This window comes from Phenylobacterium sp. (genome assembly GCF_030698145.1).
GTDB lineage: Bacteria > Pseudomonadota > Alphaproteobacteria > Caulobacterales > Caulobacteraceae > Phenylobacterium.
Map to the genome: position 1 here is coordinate 17753 of NZ_JAUYNW010000063.1, position 14024 is coordinate 31776.

General features: G+C 68.1%; 19 protein-coding genes. 14 read left to right on the forward strand and 5 right to left on the reverse strand.

The window, feature by feature from the left end; all coding sequences use genetic code 11:
• Nucleotides 1-6: 6 nt before the first annotated feature.
• The gene (locus Q8Q77_RS09200; RefSeq protein WP_305583277.1) at nt 7-327 is read right to left on the reverse strand and encodes a DUF1476 domain-containing protein; all 321 of its coding nucleotides are present in this window, start codon (nt 325-327) and stop codon (nt 7-9) included.
• 207 nt (nt 328-534) lie between these two features.
• On the opposite strand from Q8Q77_RS09200, the gene purC reads away from it, so the two are divergent.
• The 5 genes from purC to purQ are packed head-to-tail and all read left to right on the forward strand — an operon-like array spanning nt 535 to nt 3061.
• Complete coding sequence (purC, locus tag Q8Q77_RS09205) at nt 535-1293, forward strand: phosphoribosylaminoimidazolesuccinocarboxamide synthase (RefSeq protein WP_305583278.1); 759 nt, start codon at nt 535-537, stop codon at nt 1291-1293.
• A complete protein-coding gene (purS, locus tag Q8Q77_RS09210) occupies nt 1293-1532 on the forward strand; it encodes a phosphoribosylformylglycinamidine synthase subunit PurS (protein ID WP_305583279.1) in 240 nt (79 codons plus the stop codon). Before purC ends, purS begins: the two co-directional genes overlap by 1 nt.
• A complete protein-coding gene (locus Q8Q77_RS09215) occupies nt 1529-1906 on the forward strand; it encodes a hypothetical protein (RefSeq protein WP_305583280.1) in 378 nt (125 codons plus the stop codon). The genes purS and Q8Q77_RS09215 overlap by 4 nt, the downstream gene beginning before the upstream one ends.
• Nucleotides 1903-2388 (forward strand): DUF3291 domain-containing protein, encoded by a 486-nt coding sequence (locus Q8Q77_RS09220; RefSeq protein WP_305583281.1) that lies wholly within the window; start codon nt 1903-1905, stop codon nt 2386-2388. The genes Q8Q77_RS09215 and Q8Q77_RS09220 overlap by 4 nt, the downstream gene beginning before the upstream one ends.
• A 10-nt stretch (nt 2389-2398) precedes the next feature.
• The gene (gene purQ / locus Q8Q77_RS09225) at nt 2399-3061 is read left to right on the forward strand and encodes a phosphoribosylformylglycinamidine synthase subunit PurQ (RefSeq protein ID WP_305583282.1); all 663 of its coding nucleotides are present in this window, start codon (nt 2399-2401) and stop codon (nt 3059-3061) included.
• Here purQ and Q8Q77_RS09230 read toward each other — a convergent pair.
• Genes Q8Q77_RS09230 through Q8Q77_RS09240 form a run of 3 tightly spaced genes read right to left on the reverse strand, consistent with a single transcriptional unit; the run spans nt 3058 to nt 4688 of the window.
• Complete coding sequence (locus Q8Q77_RS09230) at nt 3058-3456, reverse strand: SRPBCC family protein (RefSeq protein WP_305583283.1); 399 nt, start codon at nt 3454-3456, stop codon at nt 3058-3060. The genes purQ and Q8Q77_RS09230 overlap by 4 nt on opposite strands.
• Nucleotides 3456-3818: a VOC family protein gene (locus Q8Q77_RS09235; RefSeq protein ID WP_305583284.1), complete on the reverse strand. Its 363-nt coding sequence runs from the start codon at nt 3816-3818 to the stop codon at nt 3456-3458. Before Q8Q77_RS09235 ends, Q8Q77_RS09230 begins: the two co-directional genes overlap by 1 nt.
• 21 nt (nt 3819-3839) lie before the next feature.
• Nucleotides 3840-4688 carry a helix-turn-helix transcriptional regulator gene (locus Q8Q77_RS09240; RefSeq protein WP_305583285.1) on the reverse strand — a complete coding sequence of 283 codons (849 nt, stop codon included), beginning with the start codon at nt 4686-4688 and terminating at the stop codon, nt 3840-3842.
• Nucleotides 4689-4818: 130 nt separating this feature from the next.
• Here Q8Q77_RS09240 and Q8Q77_RS09245 point away from each other — a divergent pair, with 130 nt between their 5' ends.
• The 6 genes from Q8Q77_RS09245 (at nt 4819) to purL (ending at nt 11422) form a co-directional block, all read left to right on the forward strand.
• Nucleotides 4819-5184 (forward strand): BlaI/MecI/CopY family transcriptional regulator, encoded by a 366-nt coding sequence (locus Q8Q77_RS09245; protein WP_305583311.1) that lies wholly within the window; start codon nt 4819-4821, stop codon nt 5182-5184.
• A complete protein-coding gene (locus Q8Q77_RS09250; RefSeq protein ID WP_305583286.1) occupies nt 5177-6118 on the forward strand; it encodes a M56 family metallopeptidase in 942 nt (313 codons plus the stop codon). The genes Q8Q77_RS09245 and Q8Q77_RS09250 overlap by 8 nt, the downstream gene beginning before the upstream one ends.
• A 62-nt stretch (nt 6119-6180) precedes the next feature.
• On the forward strand, nt 6181-8091 hold the full coding sequence (locus Q8Q77_RS09255) for a CocE/NonD family hydrolase (protein ID WP_305583287.1): 1911 nt from the start codon (nt 6181-6183) through the stop codon (nt 8089-8091).
• Nucleotides 8092-8120: 29 nt separating this feature from the next.
• Nucleotides 8121-8456, forward strand: coding sequence for a hypothetical protein (locus tag Q8Q77_RS09260; RefSeq protein WP_305583288.1), 336 nt, complete (start codon nt 8121-8123; stop codon nt 8454-8456).
• A 198-nt stretch (nt 8457-8654) separates the two neighbouring features.
• Nucleotides 8655-9179: a hypothetical protein gene (locus tag Q8Q77_RS09265; protein WP_305583289.1), complete on the forward strand. Its 525-nt coding sequence runs from the start codon at nt 8655-8657 to the stop codon at nt 9177-9179.
• A gap of 44 nt (nt 9180-9223) precedes the next feature.
• Nucleotides 9224-11422, forward strand: a complete 2199-nt coding sequence (purL, locus tag Q8Q77_RS09270; RefSeq protein ID WP_305583290.1) for a phosphoribosylformylglycinamidine synthase subunit PurL — start codon at nt 9224-9226, stop codon at nt 11420-11422.
• Here purL and Q8Q77_RS09275 read toward each other — a convergent pair.
• On the reverse strand, nt 11419-11904 hold the full coding sequence (locus tag Q8Q77_RS09275; protein ID WP_305583291.1) for a CinA family protein: 486 nt from the start codon (nt 11902-11904) through the stop codon (nt 11419-11421). The genes purL and Q8Q77_RS09275 overlap by 4 nt on opposite strands.
• Nucleotides 11905-12013: 109 nt before the next feature.
• Between Q8Q77_RS09275 and Q8Q77_RS09280 the strand changes: the two genes are divergently transcribed.
• The 3 genes from Q8Q77_RS09280 to Q8Q77_RS09290 all read left to right on the forward strand — a co-directional run bounded on the left by Q8Q77_RS09280 (nt 12014) and on the right by Q8Q77_RS09290 (nt 14014).
• Nucleotides 12014-13246 carry a serine hydrolase gene (locus Q8Q77_RS09280; RefSeq protein WP_305583292.1) on the forward strand — a complete coding sequence of 411 codons (1233 nt, stop codon included), beginning with the start codon at nt 12014-12016 and terminating at the stop codon, nt 13244-13246.
• A 24-nt stretch (nt 13247-13270) separates the two neighbouring features.
• Nucleotides 13271-13681 carry a VOC family protein gene (locus tag Q8Q77_RS09285; protein WP_305583293.1) on the forward strand — a complete coding sequence of 137 codons (411 nt, stop codon included), beginning with the start codon at nt 13271-13273 and terminating at the stop codon, nt 13679-13681.
• 99 nt (nt 13682-13780) lie between these two features.
• Complete coding sequence (locus Q8Q77_RS09290) at nt 13781-14014, forward strand: BolA family protein (RefSeq protein ID WP_305583294.1); 234 nt, start codon at nt 13781-13783, stop codon at nt 14012-14014.
• Nucleotides 14015-14024: the final 10 nt, after the last annotated feature.

Below are 14024 nucleotides of genomic sequence, written 5' to 3' on the forward strand. Positions count from 1 at the left end.
TGGGCCTCAGCCGGCGCGGAGCTGTTCGCGGGCCTGGGCCAGCAGTTCGTCCATCTTCATGCGCACCTCGCCCTCGGAGATGGCGACGCCGGACCCTTTCAGGTCCTCGAACACCTTGCGCAGCACGTCCTCGTCGCCGGGCAGCTCGAAGTCGGACTTGACCACGGCCTTGGCGTATTCGGCGACGCTGTCCTCGGACAGGCCCATCAGCCCCGCGGCCCACTCGCCCAGAGCGCGGTTGCGACGGGCGCCGGCCTTGAATTCCTGCTCCTGGTCGAGCTCGTACTTCTTCTCGAAGCCGCGCTCTCGATCGTTGAAGGTGGTCATGTGTTCCCCAGTGGGCCGTCAGTCGGGCGTTGCATATCCCTTGGCGAAGGCGCTCGCAATGCAAACGCGCGAGATCGGCTGCGACGTCTGGCCTCTTTGCGCTGTTTGCGCCGGCCGGGCGGTTCCGCTAATCCTCACAAAGCCTCATATGGGCGAGAGGTCTGAGTCGATGGCTCGGCTAGCCCTCGCTCTCGGAGAAGGCGCTTTATGACCACCCGCCGCAAGAAGATCTACGAGGGCAAGGCCAAGATCCTCTATGAGGGGCCCGAGCCCGGAACCTTGATCCAATACTTCAAAGATGACGCTACCGCCTTCAATTCGCAGAAGAAAGCGATCCTGGAGGGCAAGGGCGTCATCAACAACCGGATCAGCGAATACGTGATGGTCAAGCTGAACTCCATCGGGGTCCAGAACCATCTGATCAAGCGCCTGAACCTGCGCGAGCAGCTGATCCGCGAGGTGGAGATCATTCCGCTGGAGGTGGTCTGCCGCAACGTGGCGGCCGGTTCGCTCAGCCAGCGCTTCGGCCTGCCCGAGGGCCAGGCCCTGCCCCGCTCGATCATCGAGTTCTACCTGAAGGACGACAAGCTCAACAATCCCATGGTCGCCGAGGAGCACATCACCGCCTTCAACTGGGCCTCGACCCAGGAGATCGACGACATGATGGCGCTGACCCTGCGAGTGAACGACTTCCTGACCGGCCTGTTCGCCGGCGTCGGCATCACCCTGGTGGACTTCAAGGTGGAGTTCGGCCGGATCTATGAGAACGACTTCTCCCGGGTCCTGCTGGCCGACGAGATCAGCCCCGATTCCTGCCGGCTGTGGGACGCCCAGACCAACGAGAAGCTGGACAAGGACCGCTTCCGCCGCGACATGGGCGACGTCATCGAGGGCTACACCGAAGTCGCCCGGCGGCTGGGGATCATGAAAGAGATGCCCACCGTGATCCAAGGAGGCCTGCACTAGTGCGCGCGAAAGTTCATGTGTTCCTGAAACCCGGCGTCCTGGACGTCCAAGGCAAGGCGGTCGAGAACGCCCTGCACGGCCTGGGCTGGCCCGGCGTGGACGGGGTGCGCGTCGGCAAGACCATCGAGTTCGATCTCAAGGCCTCCGACGCCGCCTCGGCCGAGGCCGAGGTCAAGCAGATGTGCGAGAAGCTGCTCGCCAACACGGTCATCGAAAGCTACCGCGTCGAGGTGGCGTGAGGGCCCCGGCCCTCATCGCGATCCTCCTGACAGCCCAGGCCTGCGCGCCTGAACCCCCGCCTCCGCCCCCGGCGCGGCTGCAGCTCGACTGCTCGCTCAGCTATGAGGCGCTGTCGGCCAAGGTCCTGGCCCAGCCGGGCCTGAGGCCCGCGCCGCAGACGCCCGGCGAGCCCTACCGGTTCTATACGACGCCCGGCGGGTCCGAGGCCTTCGTCTTCACCGAGCCCGGCGCGCCTGGCCATCCGGCGATCCTGAAGCAGGAGGGCTCGCGCAAGGACGGGGCGGCTTTCATGACCAACACCGGCTGCCCATATGGCGACAAGGCCGGCTACGCCAAGCTGCTCGCCTACCTGGAGGGATTGCAGACAAGATGAGCGCGTTCCACCTCGCCCAGATCAATATCGGTCGCCTGCGCGCGCCGGTGGACGATCCGATGATCGCCGACTTCAAGAACAACCTCAGTCGTATCAACGCCCTCGCCGAGGCCTCGCCGGGCTTCGTCTGGCGGCTGGTCGGCGAGGGCGACGACGCCACCGACATCCAGCCCTTCGAGGACCCCTTGATGGCCATCAACATGTCGGTGTGGGAGAGCCCCGCGGAGCTGGGCGCCTATGTCTACCGCTCCGGCCACGTGGAGTTCATGCGCCGCCGCGCCGAGTGGTTCGAGAAGATGGAGATCTTCCTGGCGCTGTGGTGGGTCCCCGCCGGCCATCGCCCGACGCCGCAGGAAGGGATCGCCCGCCTGGAGACCCTGCGCCGCATGGGGCCCGGCCCGGACGCCTTCACCTTCCGCGAGATCTTCCCGGCGCCGGATTCCGCCGAACCGCCCCTCCCAATCCTCGACGAATGCGCCTAAAGAGCCGCCCATGAAAGCCGCCGTCATCGTCTTCCCCGGTTCCAACTGCGACCGCGACTGCAAGGTCGCCATCGAGCGCTCGACCGGCGCCTCGGTGGAGATGGTCTGGCACGGGGAGACCGCCCTGCCCTCCGGCCTGGACCTGATCGTCCTGCCGGGCGGGTTCTCGTACGGCGACTATCTGCGCTGCGCGGCCATCGCGGCGCTCTCGCCGGTGATGGCCGAGGTCAAGGCCGCGGCCGAGCGGGGCGTGGCCACCGTCGGGATCTGCAACGGCTTCCAGGTGCTCACCGAGGCCCAGATGCTGCCCGGCGCCCTGCTGCGCAATGAAGGCCTGAAATATGTCTGCAAGCCGGTCGGCCTGGAGGTCACCAACGCCCAGACCCGCTTCACCGCGGCCTATGGCGGCCGGCGCGAGGTCGAGATGACCGTCGGCAACGGCGAGGGCAACTTCTTCGCCGACGAGGCGACCCTCGACCGGATCGAGGGCGAGGGCCAGGTGGTGTTCCGCTATCTCGAAAACCCCAATGGCTCATCCCGCGCCATCGCCGGGATCGTCAACGCCAAGGGCAACGTGCTGGGCCTGATGCCCCATCCCGACCGCGCCTTCGAGGCTGAGCTGGGCTCGGCCGACGGCGCGCTCCTGTTCCAGAGCGCGCTCGCCAGCGCCTAGGACGGAAGCGCCTCCAGATTGCGCTTCAGGGCCGCCGAGCCGGCCTCGGTCAGCGGGCCGGCCACCTCCAGGAAACCGTTCGGCAGGACGTCCGTGATCCACGCGATCCGGCACCTGTCCTCGCCGTCGGCGAAGACCTGGAAGGAGGCGTTGTGGTGGGTGGGCGCCCCCTCCACCACCGCATAGACGAACCGCATCGCCGCATCGTCGACATCGACGATCCGCTCCTTGGCCACCATGCCGTTCGCGAAGGTCACGATACGGGCGTCCCCCTCCAGCCGGCAGTCGGTGAGCACCCCGGCGAAGGCCTTGTGAGCCTCTCCCGCCTCGCGGAGCACCGACCAGGCGAGGTCGGCGCTGACGGCGACGGTGATCTCCTTGCGGATCGAGCCCATTATTCGGTCCCCCATACGGCTTCGACATTGTTGCCGTCCGGATCGATCAGGAAGGCGGCGTAGTAGGTGGGGCTGTAGTCCAGGCGCAGTCCCGCCGCGCCATTGTCCTTGCCGCCGGCCTTGAGCCCTTGGGCGTGGAACTCGGCCACCTCCTCGCGGCCGGCTGCCCGGAACGCCACGTGCGCGCCCTGCGCGGCGTCGCCGCCAGCATGCAGCCACAAGCCAGGCTTGCCGGGAGGCCCGAAGCCAGCGCCATCGGCGTCCTCATAGCTCTTCACGCAGCCCAGGGGGGCGAGCGCGGCGGTATAGAACCGCGCGCTGGCCGCGACGTCCTTCACTCTCAGTCCGATATGGTCGTACATGGGGATCTCCTTGATTGGAGGTCACCCTAGGGCGGAGGCCGCCAGCCGTTCTTGGAGGATCTTGCGGTCGCCCTTGGCCGCGTTGCGGAAGGCGCGAGGCGAGACGCCCGCCGCCCGGCCGAAGGTGCGCACGAAGTTCGACAGGTCGCCGAAACCGACATCATAGGCGACGTCGGTGATCGAGCCGTGGTCCTGGGCCAGCATCCGCGCGGCGCGGCGCAGGCGCGAGCGGACCAGGTACTGGTGAGGCGTGACGCCCAACACCTTGGCGAACACGCGCAGGAAGTGGAACGGGCTGAGGCCCGCCTCGCGGGCGGCGCCGTCGAGGTCCACGGCCTCATGGGCGTTGGCGTCGATCCACAGGGCCGCCTCAACCGCCCGGCGGCGATCACGGCCCACGGCCTGGGGCGGGGCGCGGCGCTTGCCGGTCACCGCGGCGACGAAGCGCGCGGCGTAGAGCATCCCGGCCTCGTCCATGCCCACGTCCGTGCGGCCCTCTGCCGCCGATTGGGCCAGTTCCCCCAGCACCATCAGTTCGGGCAGGGGCGCGACCCCGCCGGTACGCCAGACCTCCGACTTGCCGCCCAACGCCTCGATCAGGGCCGGAGACAGGCGGAAGGCCAGGCACTCGTCGCCGCACTGGTGGTCGTGGGTGCAGACATAGTCGTCGCCTGCGCGGCCGATAACGGTGGAGCCGGCCACCATTTCGAAGGTCTTGGCGCCCAGGCGGTAGCCGAAGCTGCCCTTGCGGACATAGGACACGCAGGTGGCGTCATGGAACTCGGCGAAGGGCGCGGCCGACGGCCCCGCCTCGCACCGATAGTCGACCACCTCGATCGATCCAGACCTCAAGACCGTGCGAACCGACATGCCGTTCCTGGCTGCTGTTTCAACGGCGCATACTAGCATGCGAGGCCTAACGAACTTTGCGATTCTTGCGGTCGCTTGACAGCAAGATTTACCGTCGTAATTTGACGTGAACTACAGGCGTAAGATGGAAATCCACATCACCGAAGCCGAGAGCCAGGTCATGGACGCGTTGTGGCGGGACAGCCCGCGCAGCGCAGAGTCGATCGTGGCCGACGTCACCGCCCGCCAGGCCTGGGGCGAGGCGACGGTGAAGACCCTGATCAACCGCCTGCTGAAGAAGAAGGCCATCAAGTCCGAGCGGGTGGACGGGCGCCACCAATACCGGCCGCTGGTCGCGCGCGAGAACTATGTCCAGGCCGAGAGCCAGGACCTGCTGGACCGGCTGTTCGACGGCCAGCTGGCGCCCTTGGTGGCCCATTTCGCCAAGCATCGCGCGTTGAAGCCCGCCGAGATCGCGCGACTGAAAAAGCTGATCGAGGACCTGGGCGATGACTGACCTGTTCGCCGATCTCCTCCGGGCCAATCTGGCGGCCAGCCTGGCGATCGGCCTGGTGCTCGCGCTGCGCCTGCCCGCGCGACGGGTCTTCGGGGCCGAGATCGCCTACCGGCTGTGGCTGATCGCGCCCCTGGCCTTCGTCGCCAGCCTGGTTCCCGCCGCTGAGGCCGCCGACGCCGGCGGCACGTCCGCACCGACCTTCGCGGCCCTGACCCCTTCGACCCCGCTGGCCGTGCAGGTCTGGATCGCTGGTGTCATCGCTGTCCTGGCGCTGATGAGCCTTGGCCAACAGCGGTTCCTGAACCGCGCCAGGGCAGGCGCCGCGGGCCCGGCCGTGGTGGGGATCATTTCCCCGCGCATCGTCACCCCCGCTGACCACAACGAGCGCTTCACACCGGAGGAACGCGCCCTGGTCCGAGCCCACGAGCGGGCCCACATCGACCGTGGCGATCCGAGGGTCAACGCGGGCGTCGCCCTGGCCCAGGCGGTGAACTGGTTCAATCCCCTGGCCCACCTGGCGGCCTACTATGTGCGCCTCGACCAGGAGCTGGCCTGCGACGCCACGGTGATGGCGCTGCGGCCCGGCGAGCGGCGGCGCTACGCCGAGACCATGCTGAAGACCCAGCTCGGCACGACCCTCCTGCCCTTCGGCTGCTACTGGCCCGCCCCGTCGCGCCACCCGCTGGAGGCGCGCATCGACATGCTGAAGCAGCCGCGCCCCTCGCTAGTGCGGACGATGATCGGCGTCGGCGCCGTGCTGGCCCTCTCCGGGGCCGCCGGCCTCGGGGCCTGGGCCTCCCAACCGCCCGCCCCGGCCCATGTCCGCTGGGTCGACCGGCCCACCCGCGAGGCCATGACCCAAACCCGGGCCACGGTGGTCATGATGACCCTGACGCCCGCTCAGATGGCGGCCTTCAAGCAGCCGAGGCGGTAGCCGGCTCGCCAGGACCAGGTCCCGCCGCTAGGCTCGCGCCAAACGTCCCTTCGAGGAATCGCATGCCCCGGTTTTCGACCCTGTGCGCCGCCGTCGGCGCGCTGACGCTCGCCTGTTCCGCCCACGCCCAGACGCCCTACATGGCGCCCGACATCCCGGCCAAGTTCGTCCGGCCGGTCGAGGCGTTCGACTACGTCAAGCGCGAGGTGATGATCCCCATGCGAGACGGGGTGAAGCTGCACACCGTCATCGTGGTCCCCAAGGGCGCCAAGGACGCGCCCATCGTGCTGACCCGCACGCCCTACAACGCCAGCAAGCGCACCGAGCGGGCGGTCAGCCCCAACATGCTGGCCACCCTGCCCCAGGGCGACGAGGTGTTCGTCTCCGACGGCTATATCCGTGTCTTCCAGGATGTCCGCGGCAAGTACGGCTCGGAGGGTGACTACGTCATGACCCGGCCCCTGCGCGGGCCGCTCAACAACACCTCGGTCGACCATTCCACCGACGCCTACGACACCATCGACTGGCTGGTGAAGAACGTGGCCGAGAGCAATGGTCGGGTCGGGATGATCGGCTCGTCCTACGAGGGCTTCACCGTGCTGATGGCCCTGGTCGACCCGCACCCGGCGCTGAAGGCCGCGGTGCCGATGAGCCCCATGGTCGACGGCTGGAAGGGGGACGACTGGTTCCACAACGGCGCGTTCCGCCAGGCGACCTTCGACTTCATCTACAGCCAGAACGTGGTCAAGGGGGCCGGCGAGGACGTCGCCCGCGGCGGCTACGACGACTACGAGAACTTCCGCCAGGCGGGATCGGCCGGCGACTACGCCAGGAAGTTCGGCTTCGACCAGTTCCCCTATTGGAAAAAGCTCTCCGAACACCCGGCCTATGACGAGTACTGGCGCGAGCAGGCCCTGGACCAGATCCTGGAGAAGAAGCCGCTCACCGTCCCGACCATGGTGGTCGGCGCCCTGTGGGACCAGGAGGACATCTACGGCGCGGTGAACACCTATCGGGTGCTGGAGCCCAAGGACAAGGCCAACGACATGGCCTTCCTGGTGCTGGGTCCCTGGCGTCATTCGGGGGTCAATTACGAGCAGCGCCAACTCGGCGCGCTGAAGTTCGCCGGCGACACGGCCACGGAGTTCCGCCGCGAGGTGATGAAGCCGTTCCTGGACGAGCACCTGCGTCCCGGCGCGCCCAAGGCCGACACCCCGCCTGTGTTCATCTACGAGACCGGGACCAACGCCTGGCGGCGGCTGCAGAAATGGCCGATCGCCTGCGAGAGCGGCTGCGCCGCCAAGTCCAAGCCCCTATACCTGCAAGCCAAGGGCGGCCTGGGCTTTGGAGCCGCCGCGGCCGGGGCGGACGACTATGTCTCCGATCCCGCCAAGCCCGTGCCCTACATCCCCCGGCCTGTGCAAGCCGACAACGCTGACGCGTGGCGCACCTGGCTGGTCGCCGACCAGCGGGCCGTGGCCGACCGCACCGACGTGCTGACCTATGTGTCGGAACCCCTGACCGCCCCGCTGCAGATCTCCGGCGAGCCGATGGTCAATCTGTTCGCCTCGACCAGCGGCACGGACGCCGACTGGGTGGTCAAGCTGATCGACGTCTATCCGGAGGAGATGGCCTCGACCCCGGAGATGGCCGGCTACCAGCTCGCCGTCGGCATGGACATCTTCCGCGGCCGCTACCGCGACTCCATCGCCAAGCCCTCGCCGATCCCGGCCGGCAAGGTGCAGCGCTACCGCTTCGCCCTGCCCCACGCCAACCACGTGTTCCTGCCGGGGCACCGGGTCATGGTCCAGGTGCAGTCGAGCTGGTTCCCGCTCTATGACCGCAACCCGCAGACCTATGTGGAGAACATTTTCTTCGCCAAGCCCGGCGACTACCGCAAGGCCACCCAGAAGGTGTTCCACGGCGGCGCCAGCGCCAGCTTCATCGAACTACCTGTCGTGGAGAAGCCCTAGGGGCGGGCGGCGCACTGAGCCCAGACATCATGCCAACGAAAAGGCCGGCGCCTTTCGGCGTCGGCCTCTTCAAACCGGACGTCGCATCAGCGATCCGTGCGGTCATCCCCACGCTCGCCGTCCTGACGACCGGCCTTGTCGGCCTGGTTGTCGTGACCTTGACGGTCCTGGCGATCACGATCCTGGCCCTGCTGTTGCTGCTGGCCCGGGTTTCGCTGTTGCGGGTTTTTCTGCTGCTGCTGCGGATCGCGGTTCTTTTCGTTGCCCATGTCGCCTCCATGTTCGCTACGCGCCGCGACGGCGCTGATGAGGCAACCCACCGGTCCCGCAGATGTTCCCCGGTCAAGCTGTTCACCCTCGCGTGACTCCAGCCCAGCTTCCATAAATTACTCTTGTAATTCCCAAGTTGATTTATGATTGTAAATCACGGACGCGAACGGGCGTCCGTGGAGGAAGATCATGCTGCATCCGGTCACGGTCGAGACAGCCTCCGTTCCCGCGCCGCCGGTGGCGGCGGCGAGCCGCCCCCGACTGCCGGCCCGCCAGCGGCTGGAGGCGGGGCGATGAGCCGGCTGGCGCTCGGCGTCCTCGCCGCCTTCGCCTTGATCGGCCTGGCCCTGGCCGCGGGCGGCGACCTGCTGCGTCCCGACCGTCCGGGCGTCATCGCCCGCCGGGCCGCCGCCCACCCGCCCGAGTTCTGGTTGGCCGAAGCGCTGGACGACCAGGGCGCGGTGCGCGGCGCAGTGCAGGTCTGCGCCGACAACGTGATCCGCTCAGGCTTCCTGACGCCTCTGCCCCGGCTCAATGGGGAACCCTGCCGGCGCATGGGCCAGGCGGTGGTCAAACCCGACCTCTACGCCGTGCGCTGCGTGGCCCTCGACAGGCGCTACAGCGTCAATGTCACCCGAACCGGCGACCCCGCGCGGGACATCACGGTCCGCTTCGCCCTGCGCCCCCTCGAGACCCCCGATCCGGGCGTGCGGCAGGCCGTCCGCTACCGCCTGATCGGCGCCTGTCCGGCGGGCTGGCGCATCGGCGACACGGTCCGGCCGGGGGCGGTGCGACGGATCAACGCGCTGGCTGGCTGATCGCCCTATCGCGCCCGAGGACGAGTCCGGGTAGAAGGCCCGCCATGAGCGCACAGCCTGCCAAGACCCTCCGCGAGACCGCCGCCGAATACGGCCTGAAGTCGGAGGAATACGACGTCATCCTCCAGCGCCTGAACCGCGAACCGAGCCCGGTCGAGCTGGGCGTGTTCTCGGTGATGTGGTCCGAGCACTGCTCGTACAAATCGAGCAAGATCCATCTGGGCAAGTTCCCGACCACCGGGCCTCGCGTGATCTGCGGGCCGGGCGAGAACGCGGGCGTGGTGGACATCGGCGACGGCCAGGCTTGCATCTTCAAGATGGAGAGCCACAACCACCCCTCCTATATCGAGCCCTATCAGGGCGCGGCCACGGGCGTGGGCGGCATCATGCGGGACGTCTTCACCATGGGCGCGCGGCCCATCGCCCTGCTCAACGCACTGCGGTTCGGCGATCCCAGCCATCCGAAGACCAAGCGGCTGGTGGCCGGGGTGGTCAGCGGCATCGGCGGCTACGGCAACTGCGTGGGCGTGCCCACCGTGGCCGGCGAGACCAACTTCCACCGCGGCTATGACGGCAACATCCTGGTCAACGCCATGTGCGTGGGCCTGGCCGACGCCGACAAGATCTTCTACTCGGCCGCCCCTTCGCCCGGCCTGCCGGTGGTCTATTTCGGCTCCAAGACCGGGCGCGACGGCATCCACGGCGCGACCATGGCCTCGGCCGAGTTCGACGACGCCTCCGACGAGAAGCGCCCCACCGTCCAGGTCGGCGACCCCTTCGCCGAGAAGCTGCTGATCGAGGCGACCCTGGAGCTGATGGCCTCGGGCGCCGTGGCCGCCATCCAGGACATGGGCGCGGCGGGCCTCACCTCCTCCTCGGTGGAGATGGCCGGCAAGGGCGGGGTCGGCATCGAGCTCGACCTCGACATGGTGCCCCAGCGCGAAGAAGGCATGAGCGCCTATGAGATGATGCTGTCGGAGAGTCAGGAGCGGATGCTGGCCATCCTCAAGCCCGGCCGCGAGCACGACGGCGAGCGCATCTTCAAGAAGTGGGGCCTGGACGCCGCCACCATCGGCTGGACCACCGACACTGGCCACATGGTGCTGAAGCACAAGGGCGAGGTGGTCTGCGACGTGCCGCTGGCGCCCCTGTTCGACGACGCCCCGCTCTATGACCGGCCCTGGGTCGCGCCGGCCCTGCAGCCGCGCCTCACGCCCGCCGACGTGCCGGCGCCCGCCGACTACGCCCAGGCGGTGCTGAAGCTGATGAGCGCGCCGGACATGGCCTCCAAGCGCTGGCTCTGGGAGCAGTACGACCGCCACGTCATGGCCGACACCCTGGAGGACTCCTCCACTGGGGCCGACGCCGGGATCGTGCGCGTGCACGGCACCAGGAAGGCGCTGGCCGTCACGTCCGACTGCACCCCGCGCTATGTGCTGAACGACCCCTTCGAGGGCGGCAAGCAGGCGGTGGCCGAGGCCTGGCGCAACCTGACCGCCGTGGGCGCCGACCCCATCGCCATCACCGACAACCTGAACTTCGGCAATCCCGAGCGTCCCGAGATCATGGGCCAGATCGTGCGCGCCATCGACGGCATGGCCGAGGCCTGCCGGGTGCTCGACTTCCCGGTCGTGAGCGGCAATGTCAGCCTCTACAACGAGACCAACGGGGCGGCCATTCCGCCGACGCCGACGGTCGGGGCCGTGGGCCTGCTAGCCGACTCCAGCCTGCGCGCCGACTTCGCCGGCATGAAGGCCGGCGACGCCCTGGTGCTGATCGGGGCGACCCGCGGCGAGCTGGGCGCCAGCATGTACCTGCGCGAGATCCTGGGCCGCGAGGACGGCGCCCCGCCGCAGGTCGACCTGGCCCTGGAACGCAAGACGGGCGACTTCATCCGAAACCTGATTCTATCGCGTCAAGCTGTTGTCGTGCATGATCTTTCGGACGGCGGCCTGATCTCCGCCGTGGGCGACATGGCCCTGGCCTCCAAGGTGGGCGCCAGCCTCACCCTGCCGGCTGGGATCGCGCCCCACGCGGCCTTGTTCGGCGAAGACCAGGCCCGCTATCTGGTCGCCGTCGCCAATGGCTATGAGGTGCTCTCCGCCGCCAAGGCCGCGGGCGTTCCGGCCGCTATCGTCGGCCAGGCCGGCGGCCAGGACCTGTCGGTCGCGGGCCTCTTCACCCTGCCTCTGGCCGAGCTGCGCCAGGCCCACGAGGCCTGGATGCCAGCCTATATGGGCTAGGCCGGCTCGGTCGCCGCCTCCAGCATCCGCAGGCAGGCGGCGGCGAAGGCCTCCATATTGGCCGCGCGGTCGTCGGACTCCGTCTCGATGGTGACCACCATCTCCACCGGTCCGGAGATCGCCACGCAGGTATGGCCGGCCGCGTCGCCGTAGCCGTTGCCGGTGGGCCCCGCCGCGCCGGTCTCCGAGATGCCCCAGGTGGCGCCGTAGCGTTCGCGGGCGTTCTGGGCCAGCAGCAAGGCGTAGGGTTCGCTGGACGAGCGCATGCCGGCCAGGGCCTCGCGCGGGATGTCGGTCAGCAGCACCCGGGCCTTGGGCGTGTAGACCACCGCGCCGCCCATGAAGTAGGCCGAGGCCCCGGGCACCGACAGCAGGGCTGCCGAGACCAGTCCGCCCGACGAGCTCTCATTGACCGCCACGGTCTCCTTGCGGTCCTTCAGGCGCTGTCCCAGCACCGCGGCCTGCGCCATCAAAGCCTGCATCCTGATCGTTCTCCATCCAGCCGACAGCGTGTTTTTCTTGGCATCCGTATGCCGCCGCGCCCATGATGCCCGCCAATTAGAACGACCGCCATTCTCGGGAGGATATTTTATGGACGCCCAATCTCAGTGGACGGGGCTCGACGCCGGCCGTCTGGACCGCATTACCGACCACCTCGAGCGCAACTACATCGGCCCGAAGAAGATCATGGGCTGCCAGGTGGCCGTCGCGCGCCACGGCCACGTCGCCTACCAGAAATCGTTCGGCTCCATGGACCTGGAGCGGGGCAAGCCGATGGCCGACGACGCTATCTTCCGCATCTATTCGATGACCAAGCCGATCACCTCGATCGCGCTGATGACCCTCTACGAGAAGGGCTATTTCCAGCTCAACGACCCGGTCAGCCGCTACGTCCCCTCCTGGAAGAACCACCGGGTGTGGGTCGCCGGCGAGGGCGAGGACATGGTCACTGAGCCGCTAAAGCGCCCGGTCTCGTTCCGTGACGTGCTCTGCCACACGGGCGGCTTCACCTACGGCGGCGGACTGCCCGGCGTTGGCATCCAGCACCCCGTCGACAAGCTCTATCGCGAGCTGAAGATCCGCAGCGCCGGCTCGACCGACACCATGGCGGCGTTCCTGGACAAGCTTTCTCAGGTGCCCCTGCTCTATCAGCCCGGCGAGCGCTGGATGTACTCGCTGGCGACCGACATCTGCGGCGCCCTGGTGGAGGTGATCTCCGGCAAGCCCTTCGCCGAGTACCTGCAGGACGAGATCTTCGGTCCGCTCGGCATGGTGGACACCGCCTTCTTCGTGGCCCCCGACAAAGTCGACCGGTTTTGCGCCAACTATCAGCGTGGCGCCGACAAGCAGCTCAAGCTGATCGACGATCCGGCGACCAGCGCCTTCGCCGCTGAGCCAGGCTTCAAGTCCGGCGGCGGCGGCCTGACCGGCACCACCGCCGACTATCTCCGCTTCTGCGAGATGCTGCGCCGGGGCGGCGAACTGGATGGCCACCGGGTCATCGGCCCGCGCACGCTGGAGCTCATGCACATGAACCACCTGGCGGGGGGCAAGGACCTCTCGACCATGGCGCTGGGCACCTTTTCCGAGACCGCCAATGACGGGGTCGGCTTCGGCCTCGGCTTCGCCTCCACCATGGGCCAGGTCGAGACCGGGACCCTGGGGACGGGCGACTACTACTGGGGCGGCGCGGCCTCGACCATCTTCTGGGTCGATCCGAAGGAGGACCTCTCGGTCGTGTTCATGACCCAGCTCATGCCGTCCGGGACGTTCAATTTCCGCGGCCAGTTGAAGAGCCTGATCTACTCGGCCATCGTCGACTGACGAGAATCCGGCGCGGGGATGTCGATGGATCTGCTGGTCAATATCGACGTCCCCGACCTGGCCCGCGCCGTGGCCTTCTATGTCGACGCCTTCGGCCTCAAGGTCACGCGGCGCTTCGGCGACGGCGGCGCGGAGCTGTCAGGTTGGCCGGCCAAGATTTATCTGCTTGAAAACCCGGAAGGTTCGGTCGGCGCCGGCCAGGACCTGCGCCGCTATGCCCGCCATTGGACCCCGGTCCACCTGGACGTGGTGGTCGCCGACATCGAGGCCGCCTTTGTCCAGGCCATCGCCGCCGGCGCGCGCGCCGAGAGCGAGATCCGCACCGAGGCCTGGGGCAAGATCGTGGTCATGGCTGACCCCTTCGGCCACGGAATTTGCCTGATCGAGTTCCTGAATCGCGGCTATGACGAGATCGCGCCGAGCCTGTCCTCCTAGCGCCCCGGATAACCTTCGGGCGGACCCCGCGAACCCATTGGGAATCCAAGGGTTGTTAAGCTTTATGGCAGACAACTTTTATTCGACCGGAGCGCCCCCATGCCCATGCCCATCGCCGAACTGGAGCGAAGCCTCCGCGAGGCGTTTCCCGACGCGCAGATTCAGGTCGACGACCTGGCCGGCGACGGGGACCACTACAAGGCGCGGATCGTGTCCAAGGCCTTCGCCGGCCTGAACCGGGTCAAGCAGCACCAGCTCGTCTACGGAGCCCTGAAGGGCCGGGTGGGCGGGGAGCTGCACGCGCTCGCGCTCGAAACCTCCGCCCCGGCCTGAGAGGAGCGCC